This is a genomic window from Burkholderia sp. BCC1993, from assembly GCF_905339865.1.
Classification (GTDB): Bacteria; Pseudomonadota; Gammaproteobacteria; order Burkholderiales; family Burkholderiaceae; genus Burkholderia.
The window spans coordinates 37,595-61,521 of record NZ_CAJPGZ010000023.1; the positions used below are offsets into that span (position 1 = coordinate 37,595).

General features: G+C 66.6%; 17 protein-coding genes. 2 read left to right on the forward strand and 15 right to left on the reverse strand.

All coding sequences use genetic code 11. The features are described from left to right. Positions 1–25: 25 nt before the first annotated feature. The 6 genes from U4Y91_RS31945 to betC form a co-directional block, all read right to left on the reverse strand. The gene (locus U4Y91_RS31945) at positions 26–2,221 is read right to left on the reverse strand and encodes a TonB-dependent siderophore receptor (RefSeq protein ID WP_321808399.1); all 2,196 of its coding nucleotides are present in this window, start codon (positions 2,219–2,221) and stop codon (positions 26–28) included. A 578-nt stretch (positions 2,222–2,799) separates the two neighbouring features. After that, positions 2,800–4,050, reverse strand: coding sequence for an MFS transporter (locus U4Y91_RS31950; RefSeq protein WP_321808400.1), 1,251 nt, complete (start codon positions 4,048–4,050; stop codon positions 2,800–2,802). Between the two features lie 334 nt (positions 4,051–4,384). Further along, on the reverse strand, positions 4,385–5,269 hold the full coding sequence (locus U4Y91_RS31955; protein ID WP_321808401.1) for a patatin-like phospholipase family protein: 885 nt from the start codon (positions 5,267–5,269) through the stop codon (positions 4,385–4,387). 227 nt (positions 5,270–5,496) lie between these two features. After that, on the reverse strand, positions 5,497–6,636 hold the full coding sequence (locus tag U4Y91_RS31960; protein ID WP_321808402.1) for a porin: 1,140 nt from the start codon (positions 6,634–6,636) through the stop codon (positions 5,497–5,499). 256 nt (positions 6,637–6,892) lie between these two features. Continuing rightward, positions 6,893–7,864: a choline ABC transporter substrate-binding protein gene (gene choX, locus U4Y91_RS31965; protein WP_321808403.1), complete on the reverse strand. Its 972-nt coding sequence runs from the start codon at positions 7,862–7,864 to the stop codon at positions 6,893–6,895. 43 nt (positions 7,865–7,907) lie between these two features. Beyond that, positions 7,908–9,443 (reverse strand): choline-sulfatase, encoded by a 1,536-nt coding sequence (gene betC / locus U4Y91_RS31970; protein WP_321808404.1) that lies wholly within the window; start codon positions 9,441–9,443, stop codon positions 7,908–7,910. Positions 9,444–9,645: 202 nt separating this feature from the next. Between betC and U4Y91_RS31975 the strand changes: the two genes are divergently transcribed. Both U4Y91_RS31975 and purU read left to right on the forward strand, forming a co-directional pair. After that, on the forward strand, positions 9,646–10,572 hold the full coding sequence (locus U4Y91_RS31975; RefSeq protein ID WP_321808405.1) for a choline sulfate utilization transcriptional regulator: 927 nt from the start codon (positions 9,646–9,648) through the stop codon (positions 10,570–10,572). Positions 10,573–10,876: 304 nt separating this feature from the next. Then, positions 10,877–11,764 (forward strand): formyltetrahydrofolate deformylase, encoded by an 888-nt coding sequence (gene purU, locus U4Y91_RS31980; protein WP_044844353.1) that lies wholly within the window; start codon positions 10,877–10,879, stop codon positions 11,762–11,764. Between the two features lie 150 nt (positions 11,765–11,914). On the opposite strand, the gene U4Y91_RS31985 is transcribed toward purU, so the two are convergent. The 9 genes from U4Y91_RS31985 to U4Y91_RS32025 all read right to left on the reverse strand — a co-directional run bounded on the left by U4Y91_RS31985 (position 11,915) and on the right by U4Y91_RS32025 (position 23,790). Then, positions 11,915–13,570: an APC family permease gene (locus U4Y91_RS31985; RefSeq protein WP_321808406.1), complete on the reverse strand. Its 1,656-nt coding sequence runs from the start codon at positions 13,568–13,570 to the stop codon at positions 11,915–11,917. A 179-nt stretch (positions 13,571–13,749) separates the two neighbouring features. After that, positions 13,750–14,613 (reverse strand): glycine betaine ABC transporter substrate-binding protein, encoded by an 864-nt coding sequence (locus U4Y91_RS31990; protein ID WP_321808407.1) that lies wholly within the window; start codon positions 14,611–14,613, stop codon positions 13,750–13,752. 149 nt (positions 14,614–14,762) lie between these two features. Further along, complete coding sequence (locus tag U4Y91_RS31995; RefSeq protein WP_321808408.1) at positions 14,763–15,911, reverse strand: hybrid-cluster NAD(P)-dependent oxidoreductase; 1,149 nt, start codon at positions 15,909–15,911, stop codon at positions 14,763–14,765. 29 nt (positions 15,912–15,940) lie between these two features. Continuing rightward, on the reverse strand, positions 15,941–17,182 hold the full coding sequence (locus U4Y91_RS32000) for an aromatic ring-hydroxylating dioxygenase subunit alpha (protein ID WP_321808409.1): 1,242 nt from the start codon (positions 17,180–17,182) through the stop codon (positions 15,941–15,943). Between the two features lie 52 nt (positions 17,183–17,234). After that, the gene (locus tag U4Y91_RS32005) at positions 17,235–18,020 is read right to left on the reverse strand and encodes an electron transfer flavoprotein subunit beta/FixA family protein (protein ID WP_044844358.1); all 786 of its coding nucleotides are present in this window, start codon (positions 18,018–18,020) and stop codon (positions 17,235–17,237) included. Then, positions 18,017–19,186 (reverse strand): electron transfer flavoprotein subunit alpha/FixB family protein, encoded by a 1,170-nt coding sequence (locus U4Y91_RS32010; RefSeq protein ID WP_321808410.1) that lies wholly within the window; start codon positions 19,184–19,186, stop codon positions 18,017–18,019. The genes U4Y91_RS32005 and U4Y91_RS32010 overlap by 4 nt, the downstream gene beginning before the upstream one ends. A gap of 4 nt (positions 19,187–19,190) precedes the next feature. Beyond that, positions 19,191–21,116: a (Fe-S)-binding protein gene (locus tag U4Y91_RS32015; protein ID WP_321808411.1), complete on the reverse strand. Its 1,926-nt coding sequence runs from the start codon at positions 21,114–21,116 to the stop codon at positions 19,191–19,193. 3 nt (positions 21,117–21,119) lie between these two features. Beyond that, on the reverse strand, positions 21,120–23,183 hold the full coding sequence (locus tag U4Y91_RS32020) for an NADH:flavin oxidoreductase (RefSeq protein WP_321808412.1): 2,064 nt from the start codon (positions 23,181–23,183) through the stop codon (positions 21,120–21,122). Between the two features lie 73 nt (positions 23,184–23,256). Beyond that, complete coding sequence (locus tag U4Y91_RS32025) at positions 23,257–23,790, reverse strand: DUF5943 domain-containing protein (RefSeq protein WP_006488993.1); 534 nt, start codon at positions 23,788–23,790, stop codon at positions 23,257–23,259. Positions 23,791–23,927 lie beyond the last annotated feature (137 nt).

The window sequence follows — 23,927 nt, forward strand, 5'->3', positions numbered from 1 at the left end:
TGACGCGGCGATCGCACGCGTGCGGTCAGAACCGGTAGTCGAGCGTCGCGAGGAACGTGCGTCCGACGCCCGGCACCGCGCGGCCGCCGTCCGACTGGATCAGCGCATCGTAATAGAACTTGTTGGTCAGGTTCAGCAGGTTCAGGCGCAGGTCCCACTGCTTCGCGTGATACGCGGCCGTTGCATCCCAGCGCGTATAGCCGCCCACCTGCACGTAGTTCGTGTTCGCCGCGTAGCGACCCGACATGTAGGTCGGACCGCCGCCGATTTCCCAGTGCGGCGTGAACGCATACGTGGTCCACAGCGTGAACGTGTTGCGTGGCGTATTCGCGAGCGTCTTGCCCTGGGTGCCGTCGAGCGCGCTCAGGATCACGCCGTTCATGTACGTATAGCTGCCGAACACCTGCCACTTCGGCGTGATGTGGCCCGTCACGCTCGCCTGGAAGCCGCGCACGCGAATATCGCCCTCGAGCAGGTATTCACCCGTCGACGTCAGCGTGCGCGCGTTGCTCTTCTCCTGCTGGAACAGCGCCGACGTGACCGACAGGTTGTCGTTCAGCAGATCCCACTTGCCGCCGACCTCGTACGATTTCGTGTGTTCCGGCGACAGGTTCTGCGTGTTGTTCGTGACCGTCAGCGTCTCGAGCGACGGGTTGAACGACGTGCCGTACGAGAAGTAGTACGACTGCGATTCGGTCGGCTGGTAGATCACGCCGGCCCGCACGCTCGTGAAGTAGTTGGTCTGCGACGCGTAGCGCGGTGCGCTCACCGTATTCGCGAGATGCGCCTGGAAGCGATCCCAGCGCAGCCCGCCGACGAATTTCCAGTCGCGGCCGATCGATACCGTGTCGTTCATGTACGCGGCGAGCGTCGTCGCACCCGATTCAGCGTGGTTGGCCGGCGTCTGCGTCGCGTTGGACGCGGTCGACGACAGATAGGCCGGATTGATCAGCGACAGGATCGGCAGGCCGCTGCGCGTGTACGCCTGGTTCGTGTAGCTGTCGTGCCCGACCTCGATGCCCGCGATCAGGTCGTGCTTCACGAAGCCCGTGTCGAACTTGAAATGCGCCATCGTGTCGTTGTCGACCGAATGGTTTTCGATCACGCGATCGTGACTCGCGAGCTTCACGTACAGCGCGGACATCGGCAACGACGTGTAGTTGCCGTTCGCGAGCGCGGTGCTCGACGCGAGCGGCCCGGTCAGCACCGCGTTCGCGGCCGTCTCGCGCGCATCGGTCATCGAGTGCGAGAACGACGTGCGGTTGCTGATCGTCAGCGCGTCGTTGACGCGATGATCGATGCGCGCGGACACCGTCTGCACGTCCTGGATCGTGCGGTCGTCGGTGAGGCCATAGAACGTGTGCTTCGACACCGGCGCCGGATGGCCGTTGACCGCGAGCACGCCGTAGTCCGGCATGTCGTAGTTGTGCTGGATCAGCGCGGACAGCGTGATCTCCGTCGGCGTGCCGATGCCGAAGCGCAGCTCCGGCGCGATTCCGTAGTCCTTGTTCTTCATCACGTCGCGCGTCGAGCCGAGCGACTGGCCGAACGCGTTGATGCGGAACGCGGAGGTCGCGCCGAGCGGCCGGTTCAGGTCGACGCTGGTGCGGTAGTGGTCGTCGGTGCCGATCGTCGTCGACACTTCGGCGGACGGCTTCAGGTTCGCCTTCTTCGACACCTGGTTGATCACGCCGCCCGTCGAGCCGCGCCCGAACAGCATCGACGACGGGCCGTACAGCACCTCGACCGAATCGAGATCGAACGTGTCGCGGTAGTACTGGTTACGGTCGCGGAAGCCGTCGAGATAGATGTCGTTCTGCGCGGTGAAGCCGCGCAGGTTGATGTTGTTGCCGATCTGCCCGCCTTCCGCGCCGCCGATCGTGATGCCCGGCGCATTGCGCAGCGCGTCCTGGAACGACGTGAGCCCCTGCGATTCCAGCAGCGCCTTGTTGATCACCGTGACCGACTGCGGAATGTCGCGCAGCGCGGTGGGGGTTTTCGCGCCGACGGTCGAACGCTCGGCCTGGAAGTCCTGATGCACGGCCTGCCCCGACACGTTGACCGTCGGCAGCGTGTCGCGCGCGGCCGGCGTCGCACTGCCCGGTTTCGCGGTGACGGCCGGCGCCGATTCGGCGCTCGTGCTCTGCGCGAATGCAGGCGAAGCGATAGGCAAAGCAAAGGCCAGCGCGAGCGCACTCGCGAACGGGGTCTTGTTCGGCATGAAAATCCAGTCGGAATTTGAAACCGCCCCGCGTGGACGCGCGGCGACGCGCGCACGAGGCACGGATATGCTGGCTCGCTGGCCGCCGACGATCAGACCGACGGCGACACTAGCTGGCTACGATTGACGAGTGACCGGCAGCGCAGTCGTCGCCGCGGTCATGAAAATGAGAATCGGTATCATTCCAGATATTTCTTTCTGTTTCAATTGATACCCGCTTCGTCATACGAAAGAACGATGTTTCGAAAAATTACGGAAAGTTCGACGTAATTATATGAATGGTTTTTGTAATTGATCGGGATATTCAGTCTGACAAATTCAGGGCTGGGGGCCTTGCGCAGCAAGGCACTGAAGTATCAGCCCCTTTTCGGATTCCCACCCCGGCGGGCTCGATGATGCGCACCGCTTTCAGCTCCGATACCTTGCATCACGCGAAACGACAGCGCCGGATTTATTGTTCAGATGATTATACGGGCCGAATGCCGTTTGGAATTCGATTGAAACAAGAAAGCAATTTGAAATGAATTGCGCCGAATGAGGCCGGTTTCCCGTGAACGCATCGCCCCGCTGACGTCGACTCAATGATCGCGCTCGAGCGACGTCATGTTCCGCAAGGTCGGGAACAACCGCACCCATGTCAGCGCGACGGCGATCGTCGCCGCGCCGCCGACAACGATCGCCACCGGCGCACCCCACCACGCAGCCGTCACGCCGGATTCGAATTCGCCGAGCTGGTTCGACGTACCGATGAACAGCGAGTTGACCGCGCTCACGCGGCCGAGCATATCGTCGGGCGTGCGCAGCTGCACGAGCGACAGGCGCACGACGACGCTCACCACGTCCGATGCGCCGAGCGCCGCCAGCGCGACGAGCGACACCACGAAATTGCGCGACAGCCCGAACACGATCGTCGCGATGCCGAACGCGATCACGCCGCCGAACATCGCGCGGCCCGGCCGCCCTTTCAGCGGAAATCGCGTGAGCCACAGCGTGCCCGCGAGCGCGCCGACCGCCGGCGCCGCGCGCAACGCGCCGAGCCCCCACGGGCCAACCTGCAGGATGTCGCGCGCGTAGATCGGCAGCAGCGCGGTCGCGCCGCCGAACAGCACCGCGAACAGGTCGAGCGACAGCGCGCCGAGGATCGCCGGTTCGCGCCGGATGAACGCGATGCCGGAAAACACCGAACGCAGCGTGACCGGTTCACGCGCAGGCGGCGCACTGCGCAGCGGAATCGTGCCGCTCAGGATGGCCGCGATCGCGAACGCCACGACGCTCGTGCCGAACGCCGCGGGCGCGCCGACGCCATACAGCACCCCGCCGAACGCAGGCCCGAGAATCTGCGCGGCCTGGTTCGCGGACGTCGACAGTGCGGTCGCGCGCGGCAGGTCGCTGCGCGGCACGACGGCCGGCAGCAGCGACGACACCGACGGCGATTCGAACGCACGCGCGGTGCCGACGATCGCGGCCAGCGCATACACGCCCGGTGCGGTGAGCCCGCCTTGCGCCGCGCCGAACAAGAATACGCCGGCGGCCAGCGCCTCGACGCCCTGGCAGATCGTCGCGATGCGCCGGCGATCGTAGCGGTCGGCCACCTGCCCGACGACGAGCGTCAGCGCGAACATCGGCACGAACTGCGCAAGCCCGACGAGCCCGAGCGCGAAAGCGCTGTGCGTGAGCGCATAGACGTACCAGCCGATCGCGACCGACAGGATCTGGAAAGCGAGCGACGACATCACACGCGTGCCCCAGAAGCGCTGGAACGGTGTGTGGCGGAACAGGTTGGCGGGTAACGGCGACGGCGAAGTGGATTCGGGTAACGGGGCGGTCATCGGCGAGACGTCATGGAGGGAAGGCCGGCGATCGCCGATACGCGATGCGGCCAAAGCGCGATGATAGCTTCAACCAACGGAACCTTGCCGGATGCCCATCGGATGCCGGTGCGGCCGGCACGCCCTGCACTGCACTGCGCTGCGCGATGCGACGCCGAACCGAACCGCACCGCACCGCACCGCATCGCATCGCATCGCATCGCATCGCGCGCAAAAAAGATTCTTCGCCGATTTCCGGGGAGAGGTGGCCGGCGTTCTGCGTTCTGCGTTCTGCGTTCTGCGTTCTGCGTTCTGCGTTCTGCGTTCATGAGTTTGTACGCGGCGTGAGCAACCCTCAATGCGACAGCGCCGCGGCGTGATCGTGCTCGCGCAGTTGGCCGGGAATCGCGCACTGCGCGAGCCCGCCCGCATCGATCCACGCACGCGTGCGTTCCGCGGCCCTGTCGATCAGTTGCGCGCACTGCGAGTAATCGTATGACGACACCTCCAGCGGACAGAGCGGCGGCACGACATGGATTTGCGCGCGTGCCGCGTACAGCTCCAGATCGCGCACCAGCTGCCGCGCGATCACGAGCGTCAGCGCATGCGTCGCGTGCGCGATCGCGCTGCGCGGCGGTACGCGCAACGCACAGGCGAACCCGGCCGGCAGCACGACGATCCGCTTGGCGCCGAGCGCGATCGCAACGGAGATCGGCGTATTGTTCGCGACGCCGCCGTCGACGAGCTCCACGTCGCCGATGCGAACCGACGGAAACACGCCGGGAATCGCCGCGCTGGCCTGCACGGCATCCACGACCGGGCCGGCGGACAGCACGACCTCCTCGCCGCTCAGCACGTCCGTCGCGACGATGTGGAGCGGCAACGCGGCCTGCTCGATCCGCCGGTACGGCAGGTTCGTTTCCAGCAGCAGGCGCAGCGCATCGGCCTCGACCAGATGCGGCCGGTTGCGCAGCAGCATCGCGACGAGGCTGCGCATCGAAAACGGCATGACGTCCTGGCGGCGGATCCTGCACCACAGCGCGGCGAGCATCGCGACGCCGTCCGCATCCGGCCGGCCGGCGAAATAGGCGGCATTGATCGCGCCCGCCGACGCGCCGACGACGCAATCGGCCCGTTCGCCGCTCGCCACCAACTCGCGGAGCATGCCGACCTCGATCGCGCCGAGACTGCCGCCGCCGGCGAACACGAAGGCGGTCGTGGGAGTGGGATCGGAAGTCACGGTGCGCCCTCCTGCGGTTGGCTGCGACAGTGCTTTCTCCATGATGGATCGTGCGGCGCCCCGGATGTCCTGATGAAAACCCTGCCGGCCCGCGGCCCCGGCGGTTCGTTGACGTGCACGCCGCATTCCCCGGAATCCCGCGATGAACAAAAAAAAAAGCGCGAACCGCAGTTCGCGCCAAAGAGAGACCTAGCTGAAAAACGTCGAAAGATCTACTCCAACCCCACTCAGAAAGAATGCCGCATCCCGATCCGCACGTCGGCCTGCGTCTGCGTCGTCGACGGCGTGAAGCTGTAGCCGACCACCGCATCGACGCCTTGCGACGCGCGCAGGTAATCGCCGGAGATGTACACGTCGGTGCGCTTCGACAGCAGGTAGTGCAGGCCGGCCGTGCCCTGGTTCCAGTGGTGGCCTTCGAAGCGCGTGTGCTGGTAGCCCGCGATGAAGCTCAGCGCCGGCGTGAACTGGTACAAGCCGCCGCCTTCATACACCTGCATGTGCGACGACTGGCCGAAACCCTTGATCGTCGTGTACGAGAAGTTGGCGTCGAGCGTCAGCTTGCCGATCGTGTAGCTGGTGCCGATGCCGAACGTGCCCTGGCTGTCGACGTCCATCGCGGTGTTCGCGAACAGGTCGGTGCGCGCGCCGGTCGCCGGATCGACGGTCACGGTCTGCTGGCCGAGGAACGTATGCGTGCCGATCATCGCGTACGGGTCGAACGCGTAGATGCCGTTCGGGTTGTTCAGGCGCGTGTACGCGGCGCCGATCGAGAAGTCGCCCTTCGTGTAGCTCGCGCCCGCGCTCCATGCGCTGTTGCGGTGGAAGTTGCCGGCGACGTTGCCGAACGAATACATCGCGCCGAACTTGACGCCGTTCAGGTCGTTCGACAGGAACTTGACCGAGTTCGGCAGGCGGTCGCCGTTGAAGCGGTCGAAGTCGCCCTGGTGGATCGCGTAGCCGCTGCCCCATGCCGAGATGTTGTAGATCGACACGAGCTCGTTGGTGATGTCGAGCTGGTTGCCGAACGACAGCGTGCCCCAATCGTTCTGGAGACCGACATAAGCCTGCCGCCCGAACTCCGACCCGCCGAAGCCAAGCTGGCCGTTGCCGAGGTGGAAACCGCTCTCGAGCGCGAACACGGCCTTCAGGCCGCCGCCGAGATCTTCCGTGCCTTTCAGGCCGAAGCGGTTCCCGTACGAGACACCGTCATCGAACTTGACCACGTGCGAACCGCCCGTGTTGTTCACGTATGTGATGCCCGCGTCGAGAATCCCGTACAGCGTCACGCTGCTCTGCGCGTGGCCGATGGCGGGAATACAGGCCGCGCATACCAGCGCGGCGGCTACGGCAACTTTCTTTTGCTTCATTGTCGACCACCCTCCCTGAACCCTTCGATGGAAAGAATCGTGGCCTGGCGCGCACAGCAATACGCCGGCCGATTCGAATTCGGTACGTCCGCTGGCTTCGGCATTTCGTTTTCCGCAATAACGCAGCCATTGGCGAAAAATACAAACCCATATTTCATGTCACCCGTCTGAAGGCGACACCAAATGGTCTCGATGCGACTGTTCGGGAAAACACGGAGGCGGGCGGCGCGGCAAAAACCGGCCGCCCGGAGGCGGATCAGCGGGCGTCGAGGGCCGCGCGCACGGCCGGCAACGCGGGGGCGCCGGCCGCCGTGGTGACGCCGTCGAGCCACGCTTCGACGCGCGCGGGGTCGGCCTTCAGCGCATGCTGCGCCGCGAGCGCGGGCGACGTCTTGTTGTCGAGCATGTCGGCGATCATCCGGTTCTCGACGTCGACGGAGAACGTCATCTGCCGGAACAGCCGCGCAAGGTTCGCGCACTGGCCGGCAAAGCCCGGGCGCGTGACCGTGTTGACCGTCGCGCCGCCATAGTTCGGGCCGAAATACACGTCGCCGCCCGACAGGTAGGTCAGTTTGAACTTCGTGTTCATCAGGTGCGGCTCCCACGCGAGAAAAACGATCCAGCGCTTGTCGCGCACCGCGCGCTCGACCTGCGTGAGCATCCCCGTCTCGCTCGATTCGACGAGCGACCAGTTCGCCGCGCCGAGCGCATGGTCGGACAGCATCCGCTTGATGTTCTGGTTCGCGGGCGCGCCGGGCTCGATCCCGTAGATCTTGTCGCCGAAGCGGTCCGCGTAGCGCGCGAGATCGGCGAACGTGTGCACGCCGGCCGCCGCGACGTAGTCGGGCACGGCCAGCGTGAACTTCGCGCCGCTCAGGTTCGCGTGCAGCACGTCGATCGACTTCTCGTCGACGAACGGCTTCACGAGCGGCGCCTGCGCGGGCATCCAGTTGCCGAGGAACACGTCGACCTGCCCTTTCTTCAAGCCCTGGTAAGTGATCGGCACCGACAGGTTCGCGACGTCCTGCCGATAGCCGAGCGCCTTCAGCACGACACCGGCCATCGCGTTCGTCGCGTCGATGTCGGTCCAGCCGGGCGCCGCCATCTTCACGTCGCGGCACGTCTGCGGGTCGGCGGCGTGCGCGGGCTGCTGCATCGCCACCACGCACGCGGCCGCGGCGAGCGCGGTGCCCAGGCTCCGGATTGCTGCATTGCATTGCCGTTTCATGATTCGCTTCCTCCGTCGTTCGTCAATGTCCGCTGCGGCCCGCTCAGCGCCCGACGCGCGGAAAGCGCGCCATCGCTTCGAGCGTGTCGAGTTCGATGTGATTGCGCATGTAGCGCTGGCTCGCGTCGGTGAACGGCTGCCAGTCCCACGCCTGGATGCGGCCCTGCGTCGTCGCCGCGTAATGGAAGCGGCGCCGCCGCTGGCTCGCGCGCACCTGCGCGTCGAGTTCCGGCAGGTTCCAGCGGCGCGCGGCCTCCTCGCGGAATGCGGCGAGCACGCCGGCGGCTTCGGGCAGACCGGCCAGGTTCGTGCGCTCGCGCGGATCGTCGGCGAGGTTGTAGAGCTGGTCGGGATCGGCCGGGCAATGCACGTATTTCCAGTCGCCGCGGCGGATCATCACGACCGGCGCAACCGCCCCTTCCGCGAGGTATTCGCCCAGCGCGACGTCGTGCGCGGGTGCGCCTTGCAGATGCGGCACCAGGCTCGCGCCGTCGACCGGGTCCGGCCAGCCGCCGGCCGGCGCCGCGCCGGCGAGGTCGACGAGCGTCGGCAGCAAATCGACGTGCGACACCGGCCCGCGCACGCGCGCGGCACCGAAGCGGCCCGGCGCATGGACGATCAGCGGCACGCGGCAGCCGCCTTCGAAGAACGTCATCTTGTACCAGAGCCCACGCTCGCCGAGCATGTCGCCGTGGTCGGACGTGACGATCACGATCGTGTCGTCGGCGAAGCCGCATTGCTCGAGCGCGGCCAGCACGCTGCCGAATTGCGCGTCGACATAGGACGTCGCGCCGTAGTATGCGCGGCGCGCGGCGCAGATCTGCGCGTCGGTCGGCGGCGTGCGGTCGTTTTCGCAGACGAAGCGCAGCCGCTGCGAATGCGGATCGCTCTGCTGCGCATCGAGCCGCACGGCCGGCATGTCGATCTCGTCGTCGCGGTACAGATCCCAGTATTCGCGCGTGATCGCGTACGGATCGTGCGGATGCGTGAGCGACACGACCATGCAGAACGGCCGCGCGTCATGACCGGCCGCGCGCTCGCGCGCGACGTCGTACAGCTTCTGCTTCGCCGCGAACGTGACTTCGTCGTCGAAATCGAGCTGGTTCGTGCGCACGCACGGGCCGGCCTCGAGCACCGAACTCATGTTGTGATACCAGCTCGGCCGCTCGGTCGGGCGGTCCCAGTCGGGCACCCAGCCGAAATCGGCCGGATAGATGTCGGTCGTGAGCCGCTCCTCGAAGCCGTGCAGCTGGTCGGGTCCGCAGAAATGCATCTTGCCGGACAGCATCGTGCGGTAGCCGCCCGCGCGCAGGTAGTGCGCGAAAGTCAGCGTTTGCGCCGGCAATTCGGCGGCGTTATCGTAGGCGCCGATACCCGACGGCAGCTTGCCGGTCAGCAGCGAGAAGCGCGACGGCGCGCACAGCGGGCTCGCGCAATACGCGGCGTCGAACACCACGCCTTGCGCCGCGAGCCGGTCGAGCGTCGGCGTGCGCGCGACGCGGTTGCCGTAGGCCGGCAACGCGAACGGCGTCAGCTGGTCGGCCATCAGGATCAGGATGTTGGGAGTCGGGTTCGTCATCGGCGGTCTTGGGGAAATCGGTGTTCGAATGGAACGGCGCGACGCTCGGGCGGCGACACGGCCGGCATGACGGACGCAGCCTGAAGAAAGTGCCGCGCGCACCGGCCGCGACTGGCTAGAATCGCGGAAGGCCTGGCGCGGCGCCGTGCCGTCCGAAGCACTATCCCCCGCCCGAATTCGCGCGGGAAGGCGTCCGGCCCTTATGAGGCCATTAGAGAGACTTATGTCGAAATCCGAACCGTTACCGTCGATGCAGGCGCTGCGCGCGTTCGAATCGGCCGCCCGTCTCCAGAGCTTCACGGCCGCCGCGCGCGAGCTCGGCTCGACGCAACCGGCTGTCAGCCAGCAGGTGTTCCAGCTCGAAGCGGAACTCGGCGTGCCGCTGTTCGAGCGCAGCCCGCGCGGCGTCACGCTGACGAGCGACGGCCAGTGCCTGTACGAAGCCGTGCGGGTGAGCCTCGACACGCTGCGCGGCGCCACCGCGACGCTGCGCGCGCGCCGCGAGCACGGCGCGCTCACGATCGTCACGGATTTCGGTTTCGCGACCTACTGGCTGATGCCGCGCCTCGCGGGCCTGAAGCGCGTGATGCCGGACGTCGACGTGCGGGTCGTCACCTCGCAGGATTACGACGTGCAGCGCGACCATGCCGACATCGCGATCCTCTTCGGCGACGGCCACTGGCCGTCGTGCACGGCCGCGCGGCTCTTTCCCGAATCGGTCACGCCCGTCTGCTCGCCGGCGTTCCGCGCCGCGCACGCGCACGTCGCGCGGCCCGAGCACCTGCATGCGCTGCCGCTGCTGCACGTGCAGCCGACGCGCCCCGAACGCTGGCTGTCGTGGGCCGGCTGGTTCGACGCGCACGGCCTCGACGCGCCGGCCGCCGCGCGCGGCGTGACCTTCAACAGCTATGCGTTGGTGATTCACGCGGCGCTGCTCGGCGAGGGTGTCGCGCTCGGCTGGTCGCCGCTCGTCGACGAACTCGTCGCGTCCGGGCAGCTCGTGAAGCTCGTCGACGCACCCGTCGTCACGTCGCGCGGCTACTTCCTCGTGCGGCCGCCGCAGCGGCCCGAGCCGGACGCGACGCATGTGTTCCGGCGCTGGCTGCTGGACGCGTGCGCGCCGGTCTGAACGGGCGGGCGGCCGGCGGAGGGCCACCTGACGCTTGCTGAAGCAGTCGGGCCTGCCCCGCCTGACGCCCGCTGGACCAGCTGCGCCCGCCTCGCCGGACCGGCCGCGCCCGCCCCCCGCAACCCCCGCCTCAAGCCCCACCACCGCCGCGCCCCCCGCTGGCGCGCCGATACCAGCCACACGGCGGGTTGGTTCTATCCGCGCCCGAATCGTCCTGATTTACTTGAGCCTCCCGCTACCCGCGTAGCGTGGCGCCCCGTCGCGCCGCCGCGCGCGTTGCGTTCCCTGACATCCGAGGAATCTCATGACCGCCGACTCACGCCCCGATCAATTCGTCCTGACGCTGTCGTGCCCGAGCGCGGCCGGCCAGGTCGCCGCCGTCGTCGGCTTTCTCGAGCGCCATCGCTGCTACGTCGATGCGCTGAACGTGTTCGACGACGATCTCAGCAACCATTTCTTCGTGCGCTGCGTGTTTCATCCGACGGATGAGACGCTGCAGATCGACGCGCTGCGCCAGGAGTTCGGTCCGATCGCGACCGCGCTCGGCGGCGGCGGTGACGGCGACACGCAATGGGCGATCCACGACGTGAACGCGCGCCCGAAGGTGCTGATCATGGTGTCGAAGCTCGAGCACTGCCTCGCGGACCTGTTGTTCCGCTGGCGGATGGGCGAACTGAAGATGGACATCGTCGGCATCGTGTCGAACCATCCGGACTTCGAGCCGCTCGCCACGCAGCACGGGCTGCCGTTCCGCCACTTCCCGATCACGGCCGACACCAAGGCGCAGCAGGAAGCGCAGTGGCTCGACTTCTTCGAGTCGAGCGGCGCCGACCTCGTGATCCTCGCGCGCTACATGCAGGTGCTGTCGCAGGAAACCAGCGCGAAGCTCGCGAACCGCGCGATCAACATCCATCACTCGTTCCTGCCCGGCTTCAAGGGCGCGAAGCCGTATCACCAGGCGCATGCGCGCGGCGTGAAGCTGATCGGCGCGACCGCGCACTTCGTGACCGACGATCTCGACGAAGGTCCGATCATCGAGCAGGTGGTCGAACGCGTCGATCATGCGCTGCGTCCCGAGCAATTGCTCGCGGTGGGCCGCGACGTCGAATGCATCACGCTTGCACGCGCGGTGAAGGCGTTCATCGAGCGGCGCGTGTTTCTGAACGGCGACCGCACGGTGGTGTTTCCGTAAGCGCATCCGTTCGGCGCGCAGCCAACAAAAAACCCGACCGGCAGCCCCTGCCGGTCGGGTTTTTTATCGCCTTGCGTTCGACGCTTCGCGCGACGGCCCCGGGTGCGGTGTCCGGGTTCGTCGCGCGACGCGCGTGCCGCGTTCAGATGCTTACTTGACCCACGCGAAGTAGTACGACAGCCAGATCGTCAGCGCTGCGCCGACCAGCGCCGCATACGGCATCAGGTTCAGCCACATCGCGCGCTTCGGCACTTCGAGTTCCATGTCGCGCTGCATCTGCGCGGGGAAACGGCCGCGATCCTGCCAGTAGTGACGATAGAGAAACACCGGCACGATCAGCAGCATCGCGATCAGCCCGTTGCGCAGCGTGCCTTCGCCCTGCAGGTTCGCGCCCGCGCCGACATAGACGAGGTTCGCGTAGCCGCAGACCGAGCCGGCGACGAGCAGCCAGGTCGGGCAGCGGAACGGCCGATCCCAGCTGCCGCGGTCCATCCGGTGGATCCACCCCGACTGAAGATTCAGGAATACGAACAGCATGTAGCAGACGTTCGAGATCGCCAGCACCGTCATGTAGTCCGACATCATCAGCAACACGAGGTTGAAGCCGAGATCGGTCCACATCGCGCGCGTGGGCGAGCCGTGCTCGTTCACGTGCGACAGGTACTTCGGCAGCCAGCCGTCGACCGATGCCTGGTACAGCGTGCGCGACGAGCCCATCATCGACGTCATCACGATCAGCAGGATCGACAGCATCAGCATCACGACGACCGCGTTCGCGACCCACGCGCCGCCACCGACGATCTTCGCCATCGCGGCCGCGACGCCGGTGCCGTCGCCGATCGCCGGATCGAGCATCGCCTGCGTGCCGAGCGCGCCCTGGAACGCCATCGGCACGAGCGTCATCACGACGAGGCACAACGCGCCCGACCAGAAGATCGCCTTCGCGGTGTCGCGACGCGGATCGCGGAATTCGCGCGTGTAGCAGACCGCCGTTTCGAAGCCGTACGACGCCCAGCCGGCCATGAACATCGCGCCGAGCGCCATCGTCACGCCCTGCCCGTTCCACGAACCGAAGGTCGCGGTCGTGAGGTTGCCTTGAGCGTCATGACCGAGCGGCAGCAGCGGGAGCAGGTTCGACATCGGCACGTCGCCGGTGACGAACGGCACGATGCCGACGATCAGCAGCGGCGTGAGCGACGCAATGCCGAGAATGCGCTGCGTACGCGCGGCCTTCGACGCACCGCTGTGCTGAAGCTTGAACGTGATGAGAAGCAGAATCGTCGCGATGATGAACGTCGCGTTGATTCGCAGGGAAAGACCCGACTTGATGAACCCGAGATCCGCAACCTTGAGCTGCCAGTGCAGCACCGCCGCGTCGGCGGGAAAGAGACTCGTGAGCGCATAGCTCGCCGCGAGGCCGCAGCCGAGCGCGAGCATCGGCGACCACGCGAGCCAGTTGCACCACACGGAAACCGGGGCAATCAGCTTGCTGTAACGGACCCAGCCGATCGCGCCATATACCGACGCGCCGCCCGATTTATGGGGAAATAGTCCCGATATTTCCGCATAAGTCGCGCTTTGAATCAGCCCCATCGTGATCGCGGCGATCCAGATCGCCCACGCGGGCTGGCCGATCGTCGCGCATACGCCGCCGATCGTGAACAGCACGCCTGCCGGCACGCCGCTCGTTACCCAGAATGCGTCTTTCCAAGTCAGGCCACGATGCAGCGTGTGGCCCGTCGAATCGTGTGAGATGGTTGCCTCAACGTCACTGGTGCGGTTCGCACGCAGTCCTGCTTGACTCATCCAATTCCTCCTGTGATGACTCCGCACAAGGGCCGTAGTGTAACAACTTAAGCGCTTTTTTGCAGAATCAGTAAAAGAAAGCCGGGATATGGCCGCATGGATTCACGATTATTTCGGATTCCTGCAAACCATTCCCGGCATGTTGTTTTTTTAGTTTTTGGCGACGAATCGCCGCTGGATTACTGCGCGCCTTCAGTCCACGAATTCACGCGGTCAGCATGCGCGGCAATCCATGCATCGGCGGCCGCTTCCGGCTTCGAACCGTTCTGGATCGCGAGCATCACGCTGTCGATCTCGCCCGGCTTCCACTGGAACTTCTTCAGGAACGCGACGACCGGCTTGGCCTTCGTTTCGAGCTGCGGGTTCACGACGCTGTCGACGTGCTCTGCGCCGCCGAACACCTTCTTCGGATCCTCGAGGAAGCGCAGCTTCCACTTCGCGAACATCCAGTGCGGCGCCCAGCCGGTCACGATCACCGGCTTGTTCGCGCCGACGGAGCGCGACAGCTCGGCCGTCATCGCGCCGCCCGAACTCGGCATCAGCGTGTAGCTGAGGCCGTAGCTCTTGATCGCTTCGTCGGTCTTGCGCATCACGCCCGCGCCCGCATCGATGCCGACGATCCGGCCGCCGAAGCTGCTTTTCTCGGCATTCAGATCGTCGATGCTCTTCGCCTTCACGTAGTCGGGGACGATCAGGCCGATCTTCGCGTCAGGGAAGTTCGCGCCGAGATCGACGACCTTCGACTTGTACTCGCCCCAGTAGGAGCCGTGCGTGACGGGCAGCCATGCGGACAGCGTCGCATCGAGGTCGCCGCGCGCCACGCCCTGCCACATGATCCCGGCAGCCACCGGCACGAGCTGGACCTGGTAACCGAGCTTCTTCTCGATCACGCGTGCCGCAACGTTCGACGTCGCCACACTGTCGTCCCAGCCTTCGACGTAACCGATCTTCAGCGTGGGCTTCGTATCGGCGAGCGCCGACGCGCTCAGTGCCACCATCGCCGACAGTGCGCCGGTCCACAGCATTTTTCCGAACAACTTCATGGTCGATCTCCTTGAAATGCGCACCGTGCGCGTTGTCTCTCTAGGTTCTTCAACCACAATTCCGCGGTATCGTTGTTTTCCGACGGATGCTTGTCCGGAGGCGACGCAACGCAATGCGACGCGCCCGGACCGGCGATGGCTTGTTTCGACTACTTGTCGATCACGAGATCCGACAGCGGCTTGCTGCAGCACAGCAGCACCATCCCCTGATCGATCTCGCGCTGGCGGATGCCGCCGTTGTGCTTCATCTCGACCTGCCCCGACACGAGCTTCACCTTGCAGGTGCCGCACATGCCCTGGGTGCACGACGCCGGCAGCCGCACGCCGGACTGGCGCGCCGCGTCGAGCACGTGCTGCTCGGAGCCGCACGAAATCTCGCGATTGCTCTTGGCGAAGCTGACCGTGTACTGCTTCGTCGCGACGTCGCCGTCGTTGGCCGCCGGCGCGAGTTCAGCGAGCACGTCGTCGCTCGCGGTCTGCGCGAGCGTCTCGAACGAGAAGCTTTCCTCGTGATACTGCTTGCGGTCGAAGCCGGCCTCGTCGAGCAGGTCGCGCACGGCCTTCATGTACGGCGCGGGGCCGCACGTGAAGATCTCGCGCTCCATGAAGTCCGGTGCGATCAGCTTCAGCAGCGGCAGCGTCAGGAAGCCCGTGACGCCCGGCCAGTTGGTGCGTGCACCGACGCGCTCGACGACGAACGACGCGCGGAAGTTCGTATGGTTCGACGCGATCAGGTCGAGCTCGCGCGCGAAGATGATGTCGTCCGGCGTGCGCGCGCTGTGCACGAACAGGATGTCGCGATCCTCGGCGAGATCATGGTGCGCGCGGCTCATCGACATCAGCGGCGTGACGCCCGAACCGGCCGACAGGAACAGGTACTTGCGCGCCGGATGCCGCGCGCACGTGAATTCGCCGGCCGGGCCGAGCACGCGAACCGACGCGCCCGGCTGCAGGTTGTCGTGCAGCCAGTTCGACACCTTGCCGCCCGGCACGCGCTTCACCGTGATCGAGATCGTGTGCGGCCGCGCGGGCGACGACGAGATCGTGTAGCACCGGTTGATCGTCTCGCCGTCGATGTCGAGTTCGAGCGTGATGAACTGCCCCGGCTCGAAGGAAAACGCACGGCCTTGCGGCGAACGGAAGAAGAAACTCTTCACGTCGTGGGTTTCCTGACGCACGTGGCAGCACACCAGCGTTTCCTCGACGTCGCTCGTCCAGCGCTCGGGCAGCGCGCTCCAGAACGCCGGGTGCGTAACCCGGCTGTCCACCGGCTCGAAATTGGCCGAATCTCGCATCATGTGTAGCTCCACTTACTTTCTTCCGACTACTACGCGCCGATTTTTTCGGCGAGCCGGCCGATGTACCAGGCCGAGAATTTTTCGACGAGACCTTCCGTGTACGGCGAATACGGGCCCGGCTCGTATGCGCTGCTGGTCGCGCCGCGCTGCGAGAATTCGACGAGCGCGCGATCCTGGTCGTTGGTCGCGTTCCACACGGCCGTCAGGTTCTTCACGTCGTAGTCGATGCCTTCCTTCGCATCCTTGTGGACGAGCCACTTGGTGCGCACGAGCGTCTTGCCGGCCGACAGCGGAATCACCGAGAACGTCACGATGTGATCGCTCATGAAGTGATGCCACGAGTTCGGCTGCGTCCAGAACGACAGGCCGCCGAGGTCGGCCTGGTCGAACTGGCCGAGCAGCTTCTTCGATGCGACCTTCGCGTCGAGCGTCTGCGATTCGCCGTGGCGGTCGAGCGGCAGGCGCTGCGTGCGGAAACCCGTCACGTCGTCCAGCTTTTCGATTTCGGCGGACGGCAGGCCCATCTCGGCCCACTCCTTGCCGCGGCGCACGCAGGTTTCAGCGAACGCGTCCATGCCTTCGGCGTTCGCGTCGGAGCGCTGATAGCCGAAGCCGTATTCGTACAGCGAGATCGTCAGCTCGGGATGGTTCGCGACGCAGTGGTAGCACTCGCGGTTGTTCTCCATCGTGAGCTTCCAGTTGCCTTCCTCGATGATGTCGATCTGCGCGGCGATCTTCGTGTTCGGCAGATCGTGCGGCAGCAGATACGGCTCCATCTGGGCGCGCAGCTGCGCGAAATCGACCGGCGGCTCCTCGGCGAGGCAGACGAAGATCAGGCCCGCGAGGTTCTGCACGTGCACCGACTTCAGGCTGTGCTTGCAGCGGTCGAACTTCTCGCCCATGTGCTCGGCGAACATCAGCTGGCCCGTCAGGTTGTAGGTCCAGCTGTGGTACGGGCACACGATGTTGCCGACCGAGCCTTTATCCTCGTTGCACAGGCGCGCGCCGCGGTGGCGGCACACGTTGTGGAACGCGCGGATTTCCATGTCGTCGTCGCGCACGATCAGGATCGAGTCGCTGCCCAGTTCCACGGTCACGTAGTCGCCCGGCTCGGGAATGTCCGGTTCGACCGCGACCTGGATCCAGTGCTGGTGGAAAATCGCCTCCATGTCGAGGGCGAAGATGTCCTCGCTCGTGTAGAACGGCGCGTCGAGGCTGTAACCTTCCTTGCGTCGCTCGATCAGTTCACGAATGTCTGCCGATACTTTCATCGTTTGCTCCGGATTCCTTGCGTCCCAGTGTGGTTGCCGACAGGCATCAAAATCAGTAGTCGATGAGCTGATGCTCGCGCAAATACGCGAGGATCACTTGTGCTTTTTCGACTGAACTCCCTTCATTTACGACGTTGCCGCCGCGGCTTTCGGTCGTGGTCGCGGACAGCATCCGGGCATGCCCGGAGCGCTTCTCGGCGGCGACCAGCTTTACGGGTTTACGCTCGATCGGGCCGACCTTCCAGGCCGCCGCATCGGCGTCCGCGCCGGTCGACGTGAGTGCCGGGCGGATCGCGCCGGCGCGCAGCCGCGCATACGCGTAGCGCGGCGCCACGTTGGCGAGCGGATGGACCGCGACGACGGCCGGCAGCGCCGCGTCGACGCGCCGCCGCAGCCCTTTCGGCAAGAATTGCCGGACCGCCGCGCGGCCGCCGTCGACCGTCACGTCGACGGCCGAGCCGACGAGCGGATAGCCGAGCGCCGCGGCGACGCGATACGGCAGCATCCCGGTGTCGTACGCGCCCTCGGCGCGCGTGCCGGTCAGCACGAGGTCGTAGCCTTCGACGCGCGCGGCAAGCGCGTGCGCAGCATCGTCGCCGTCGTGGCAGGCCAGCACCTCGACCTGCCGTGCGCCGAGCGCGAGGTATTCAGCAAGCGCTTCATTCGCGGGATCGCCCGCATGGATCACGTCGAGCTGCGCGCGATGCCGCTCCGCGAGCTGGCGGCCGACCTCGAGCGCGGCCGCGTCGTTGCGGCTGTAGCGCGCGGTGCCGCTGACGGGGTGCCGGCCCACGGACACGAGCACCGCGATGCGTTGCAACTGGCGGGGGGCGTTCATGCTGCGACTCCTTCGGATTCACGCGAGCCGACCGCGGCCGGCGATTGTCCGCGCGACGCGCGCGCGGCCTGCACCTGTTCGATCAGCGCGGCGATCGTCGCCTGCGCGTCGCCCACCACCGTCAGGTTCGCGCGCTTCGCGATCGGCGCGCTGCCGTCGAGGTTCACCGCGATCACGTGGCGGCAGTCCTTGATCCCCTGCAAATGCTGCACCGCGCCCGAGATGCCGAACGCGATGTATACGCTCGCCTCGACCGTCTTGCCGGTCGCGCCCACCTGCTTGTCGCGCGTGAAGTGACCGTTGTCGACCGCGACGCGGCTCGCGCCGATCGCCGCGCCGAACGCGCCGGCCAGTTGCTCGAACGCGCCGATGTCGGACACGCCGTTGCCGGCCGACACGATGAAGTCGGCTTCCTCCAGCGCGACCTGCGCCGCGTCGATTTCCTCGAGGCCGAGATCGCGGTACGGCTGTGCCGCGTTGCCGGCCGGGCGGATGAAGTCGGCGGCCAGGCGATCGCCGGCGCCGACGAACGGCAGTTTCGCCTCGACCGCGTTCTGCGCGAGCAGGATCACGTCGGGCAGCCCGCGCGTCGCGAATGCGCGGCCGGCCTGCGCATACGCGCCGACATGCTTCGCGTCGATCTCGACCACGTGGGTCGCGACGCTCGCGCCGGCGGCCGCCGCGTAACGCCGGCCGAGATCGCCGTCGCCGGTCGCGTTGTCGGGCACGAACACGTGCTTCGGCGCGAGCGCCGCGGCGCATGCCTGCAAGGCTTGCAATTCGCTTTCGGGCGCGAAGGCGCGACGGTCGAAGTCGGCCAGCTCGATCAGCTTGTCGACGCCGAGTTCGGCGGCGTCATCTTTCAGTTCGCCGAATGCCAGCAGTGCGACTTCCGTCTGCGCGTCGGCGAGCACCGCGGCAGCGGCAATCGCCTGCCGCGTATGGTCGTCGAGCGCGCCGCGCTCGGTGTGCGCCACCACCAGCATTACGTGCTTCGGGTCCTGCACCGCGCGGCGCGGCTTCGCGGCCGCGGCGCCATGACCGTGCGCGGACCACTGCGCGGCGCTCGCGTCGGCGCTGCCTTCCTCGCCGAGCGTGATGCGCTTCAGGCCCGCGGCCGTGATGATGAACGGCCGGCGCGGATCGATTCGTTTGATCGTGTTCATCGATTCACTCCAGCGAGGCGGCAACGAGTTCGGCCACGTCGAGCACGTCGGGGCGCGGGCCCACGACGCCTTCGAGCATCGCCGTGCAGTTCGGGCAACCGACCGCGACCACGTCCGCGCCGATGGCGCGCGCGTCGGCGATGCGGATGTCGGGAATACGCTGCTTGCCCGGGATGTCGGTCAGCGGCGCACCGCCGCCACCGCCGCAGCAGCGGCCGCGCATACCGTTGCGCTCCATCTCGACGACCTGGATGCCGATCGTCTTCAGCAGCTTGCGCGGCGATTCCGTCTCGCCGTTGTAGCGGCCGAGGTAGCACGGGTCGTGATACGTGGTGCGCTTCTCGCGCAGCGACTCGACCGCCTTCGGCGCGATCTTGCCGCTGTCGGCCAGCTCCGCGAGGAAGGTCGTGTGATGCTTGACCGTCACGCGCAGCCCGAGCGCGCGGTATTCGTTGCGCAGGCTGTGCATCACGTGCGGGTCGGCCGTCACGATCTGCTTGTACGACAGCGAGCCGAGCGTGCCGATCAGGCGCTTCGCCATCTGCTGGAACGTCGCTTCGTCGCCGAGGCGGCGTGCGACGTCGCCGGTGTCGGTCTCGGTCCCGCCGAGCACCGCGTAATCGACGCCCGCCTTGTTCAGCACCTTGACGAACGCGCGCAGCGTGCGCTGGTAACGCATGTCGAACGCGCCTTCACCCGCGACGAACAGCACGTCGACCGGCTTGCCCGGTTGCGCGACGGGCGCGCTCAGGTCGACCGACCAGTCGTAACGTGCAGCCGTGTCGTAGCCGCCCATCGTGCCCGTCTCGCGCAGGTTCGCGAGCACTTCCTGGCCCTTGCCCGGCACCGTGCCGTGCACCAGCGTGCGGTTGCGGCGCATGTCGACGATCGCGTCGACGTGCTCGATCAGCATCGGGCACTCCTGCACGCACGCGCGGCAGGTGGTGCACGACCACAGCGTCTGCTCCTCGATCAGGCCCGACACGATCGGGCCGTTCGGCTCGCCGCGATGCTGGCCGACCGCGAGGCCCGGCGTCGGGCTGCCGGCGTATGCGGCATCGGTGCCGCCCGCCATCCCGACGACGAGATCCTGGATCAGTTTCTTCGGGTTCAGCGGCTGGCCCGACGCGAACGCGGGGCACGCGGCTTCGCACTTGCCGCACTGCACGCACGCGTCGAAGCTCAGCAGCTGGTTCCAGCGAAATTCGACCGGCTTCGCGACGCCATACTCCTCGTGCGCGATGTCCGGCAGCTTCAGCGCGGTCGGCGGCGTGGCCGTACCGTTACCCGTGAACGAATCGCGGGTCGCCGCGAAACGCTCCTGGCGCGGGTGGAACGCGAGGTGCAGCAGGCCGGCGATCGCATGCTTCATCGGGCCGCCCTTCGCGGCGCCGACGGTCATCGTGAAGGCGCCGGCGCCGATCAGCAGCGCGCAGAGCACCGCGAACGCACCCGACATCGCACCGGTCGGCACGACCATGAACAGCACGAGGCCGAGCGCGAACGAGCCGAGCAGCCAGGGCAGCGCGTTCCACGGGCCGCGCGACAGGCGCGCCGGCACGTCCTTCGCCGCGCGGCGGCGCCAGACGAACACCACGCCGACGAGCATCGCGAGCGCCGCGAGGAAAATCAGCTTGTCGAGCCACGGCGAGTAGATCGCGAGGCCGTAGTTGACGAACACCAGCGCGAGCGCGGCGATCGCGCCGCCGGCGGTCGCGACGTGGGTCTTCGCGATGTACGGATCGCGGGCAACCACATGGTGCAGGTCGACGAAGTAGCGCTTCGGGATCGCGAACAGGTTCGCGATGCCGAACGAGCCGGGCGCCGTCGCGCGCCCGAGACGCCAGTAGGACGAGCGCTTCGCGACCGCGAACGCGAGCCCCGCCACCGACAGCCACAGCAGTGCGGTAATGAGGAAAGCCGGATTCATTTTTTAGAAATCCTTGACGAGGCGCAGCGAGTCGTAGATCGCACCGTGGACGTTGTGCATCGAGATGCAGTCGCCGACACGGAACAGCAGGAAGCGGCCGTTGCCCAGTTCTTCCGACAGGCACGGCTGCGGCTCGGCCGCGAACAGTGTGTGCGGATCGATCTGGCCGCGGTTCACCGATTCCGGCTTGAGCTTCCAGTACAGCTCGTCGTTCGGCGACGAACCGTTCTCGATCACCACCTGGTCGACCGCGCGCTCTTCCAGCTCCTCGGTGTATTCGTTGCGCAGCACGGCGATGATCTTGCCGTCTTCCTCATACACGCGATCGAGCATCGTGTTCGGCGTCGGGATCACGCCGAGCGCATACAGGCGGCGATAGAAGATCGGGAACGTCGTGCCGCCGCAATCGTCGGCCACCTTGACGTCGGGCGTCACCACCTCGACCTTCGAGCCGCGGCTCGCCATGAAGTCGGCCACGCCCGCGCCCGCGTGCGTGCTCACGCCGTCGAACAGCAGCACGTTCTGCTTCGGCTCGACCTTGCCCGTCAGGATGTCCCACGAGCTGACGGCGAGACCTTCGGCCACGCCCCACGCCGGCACCTGCCATGTGAAGCTCGAACCGCCGGTCGCGAGCACGACGATGTCCGGCTTCTCGGCCATGATCATCTTCTCGTCGGCGGCGACGCCGAGGCGCCGGTCGACGCCGAGACGCTTGGTTTCCATGTCGAACCAGCGGATGATCCCCGACATCTGTTCACGCTGCGGCGCCTTCGCGGCGATCATCACCTGGCCGCCCACTTCGGTGTTCTTCTCGAACAGCACCACGTCGTGGCCGCGCAGCTTCGCGACGCGTGCGGCCTCGAGCCCCGCGGGGCCCGCGCCGACCACCACCACCTTGCGCTTCGGGCCGCGCGACTTCTCGATGATGTGCGGCATCGTCGCTTCGCGCGACGTCGCCGCGTTCTGAATGCACAGCACGTCGAGGCCGTTGTACTGGCGGTCGATGCAGTAGTTCGCGCCGACGCACTGCTTGATCTCGTCCTCGCGGCCGTCGCGGATCTTGATCACCATGTGCGGATCGGCGATCTGCGCGCGCGTCATGCCGACCAGGTCGATCATGCCGTTCGCGAGCAGGCGCTCGGCCTGGCCCGCATCGCGGATGCTCTGCGCGTGCATCACGGGAATCTTCACCACCGACTTGATGCCGGCCGCGAGGTGCACGAACGGCTCCGGCGGCAGCGCCATCGGCGGCATGCAGTTCGCGATCGTGTTGTGCGTGTCGCCGCCCGAGCCGACCACGCTCAGGTAGTCGATCAGGCCCGTCTCCGACATCGCCTGCGCGATTTCCTTCAGCGCTTCGTGATCGAGGCCGTCCTCGTGGAATTCGTCGCCACACATGCGCAGGCCGACGCAGAAGTCCTTGCCGACCGCTTCGCGCACGGCCGTCAGCACTTCGATGCCGAAGCGCAGACGGTTCTCGAGGCTGCCGCCCCATTCGTCGGTGCGGTGGTTCGAACGCTTGCTCCAGAACTGGTCGATCAGGTGCTGGTGCGCGGCGGAGATTTCGATGCCGTCCATGCCGGCTGCCTTCACGCGCTTCGCGGCGGCCGCGAAGTCGCCGATGATGCGGCGGATTTCCTCGATCTCGATGATCTTCGCGTTACCGCGGTGCACCGGCTCGCGCACGCCCGACGGCGACATCAGGTGCGGCCAGTGCTCGCCGTGGAACGACGAGCGGCGGCCCATGTGCGTCGCCTGGATCATGATCTTCGCGCCGTGCTTGTGCATCGTGTCGGCGAGACGCGTGAGCGGGTCGATGATCTTGTCGTTCGACAGGTTCACCGACTTCCACCAGCCCTGCGGGCTGTCGATCGACACGGGGCTCGAGCCGCCGCAGATCGCGAGGCCGACGCCACCCTTCGCCTTCTCTTCGTAATAGCGGATGTAGCGGTCGCCCGGCAGGCCGCCCGGCTCGGCATACACCTCCGCGTGCGCGGTGCTGACGATCCGGTTGCGCAGCGTCAGCTGGTTCAGCTGCATGGGTTTGAACAGGTGGGGATAACGCATCGCAGGCGACCTCTGGCGTTCGAATGTCTCGTGTTGCGGGTGTTGGTTGTAGCTGTGTCGTCGGGTCAGCGCATCAGTGCGCGATCGGCGACACTTCGAAGACGCAGTGGTCGTGGTGCTCGGCCGCACACTGCACTTCCTTCGACTGCGCGCGCGGCGCGCCCTTGCCTTCCGGCGTCGTGTCGTTGACCCAGTCCATCGCGCCGGCGAACCAGCCCGCGAACATGTAGCAGAGCTTGCCTTCCTTGCCCGGCTGCTGGAGCACGAACGACGAGTGGCGCAGCTCGATCTTCGCGCGTGCGCTGGCCGGATCGGCCTCGATGATCGAGAACAGGCCCCAGCCGCGTTGCGACAGGCGCTTCAGGTAGTGCTCGAACACCGCCATGCCGGTGAGGCCGTGCAGCTTCGCTTCCTTGTCGCACCAGTGGTAGGCGGACTTGTAGCCGGCCTTGTAGAGGATCTCGGCATACGCTTCGACGCCGAGCGCTTCCTCGACGGCAACGTGGTTGTTCGTGAAGAAGTGGCGCGGCACGTACAGCATCGGCAGCGCGTCGGTGGTCCAGACGCCGGTATCGGGATCGACGTTGATCGGCAGTTGCGGTTGCATCGTGGTGACTCCGTGAGGAAAATTGGCCGCGCGGCTCAGGCGCAGGCACGACATCGTCCGCGTGCCAGCGCGACAGGCGCCGGCACGTCCCGATTGTTCTAGTGTTGAATCGCGGGTGGCGGTTCGGCTCGGCGGGT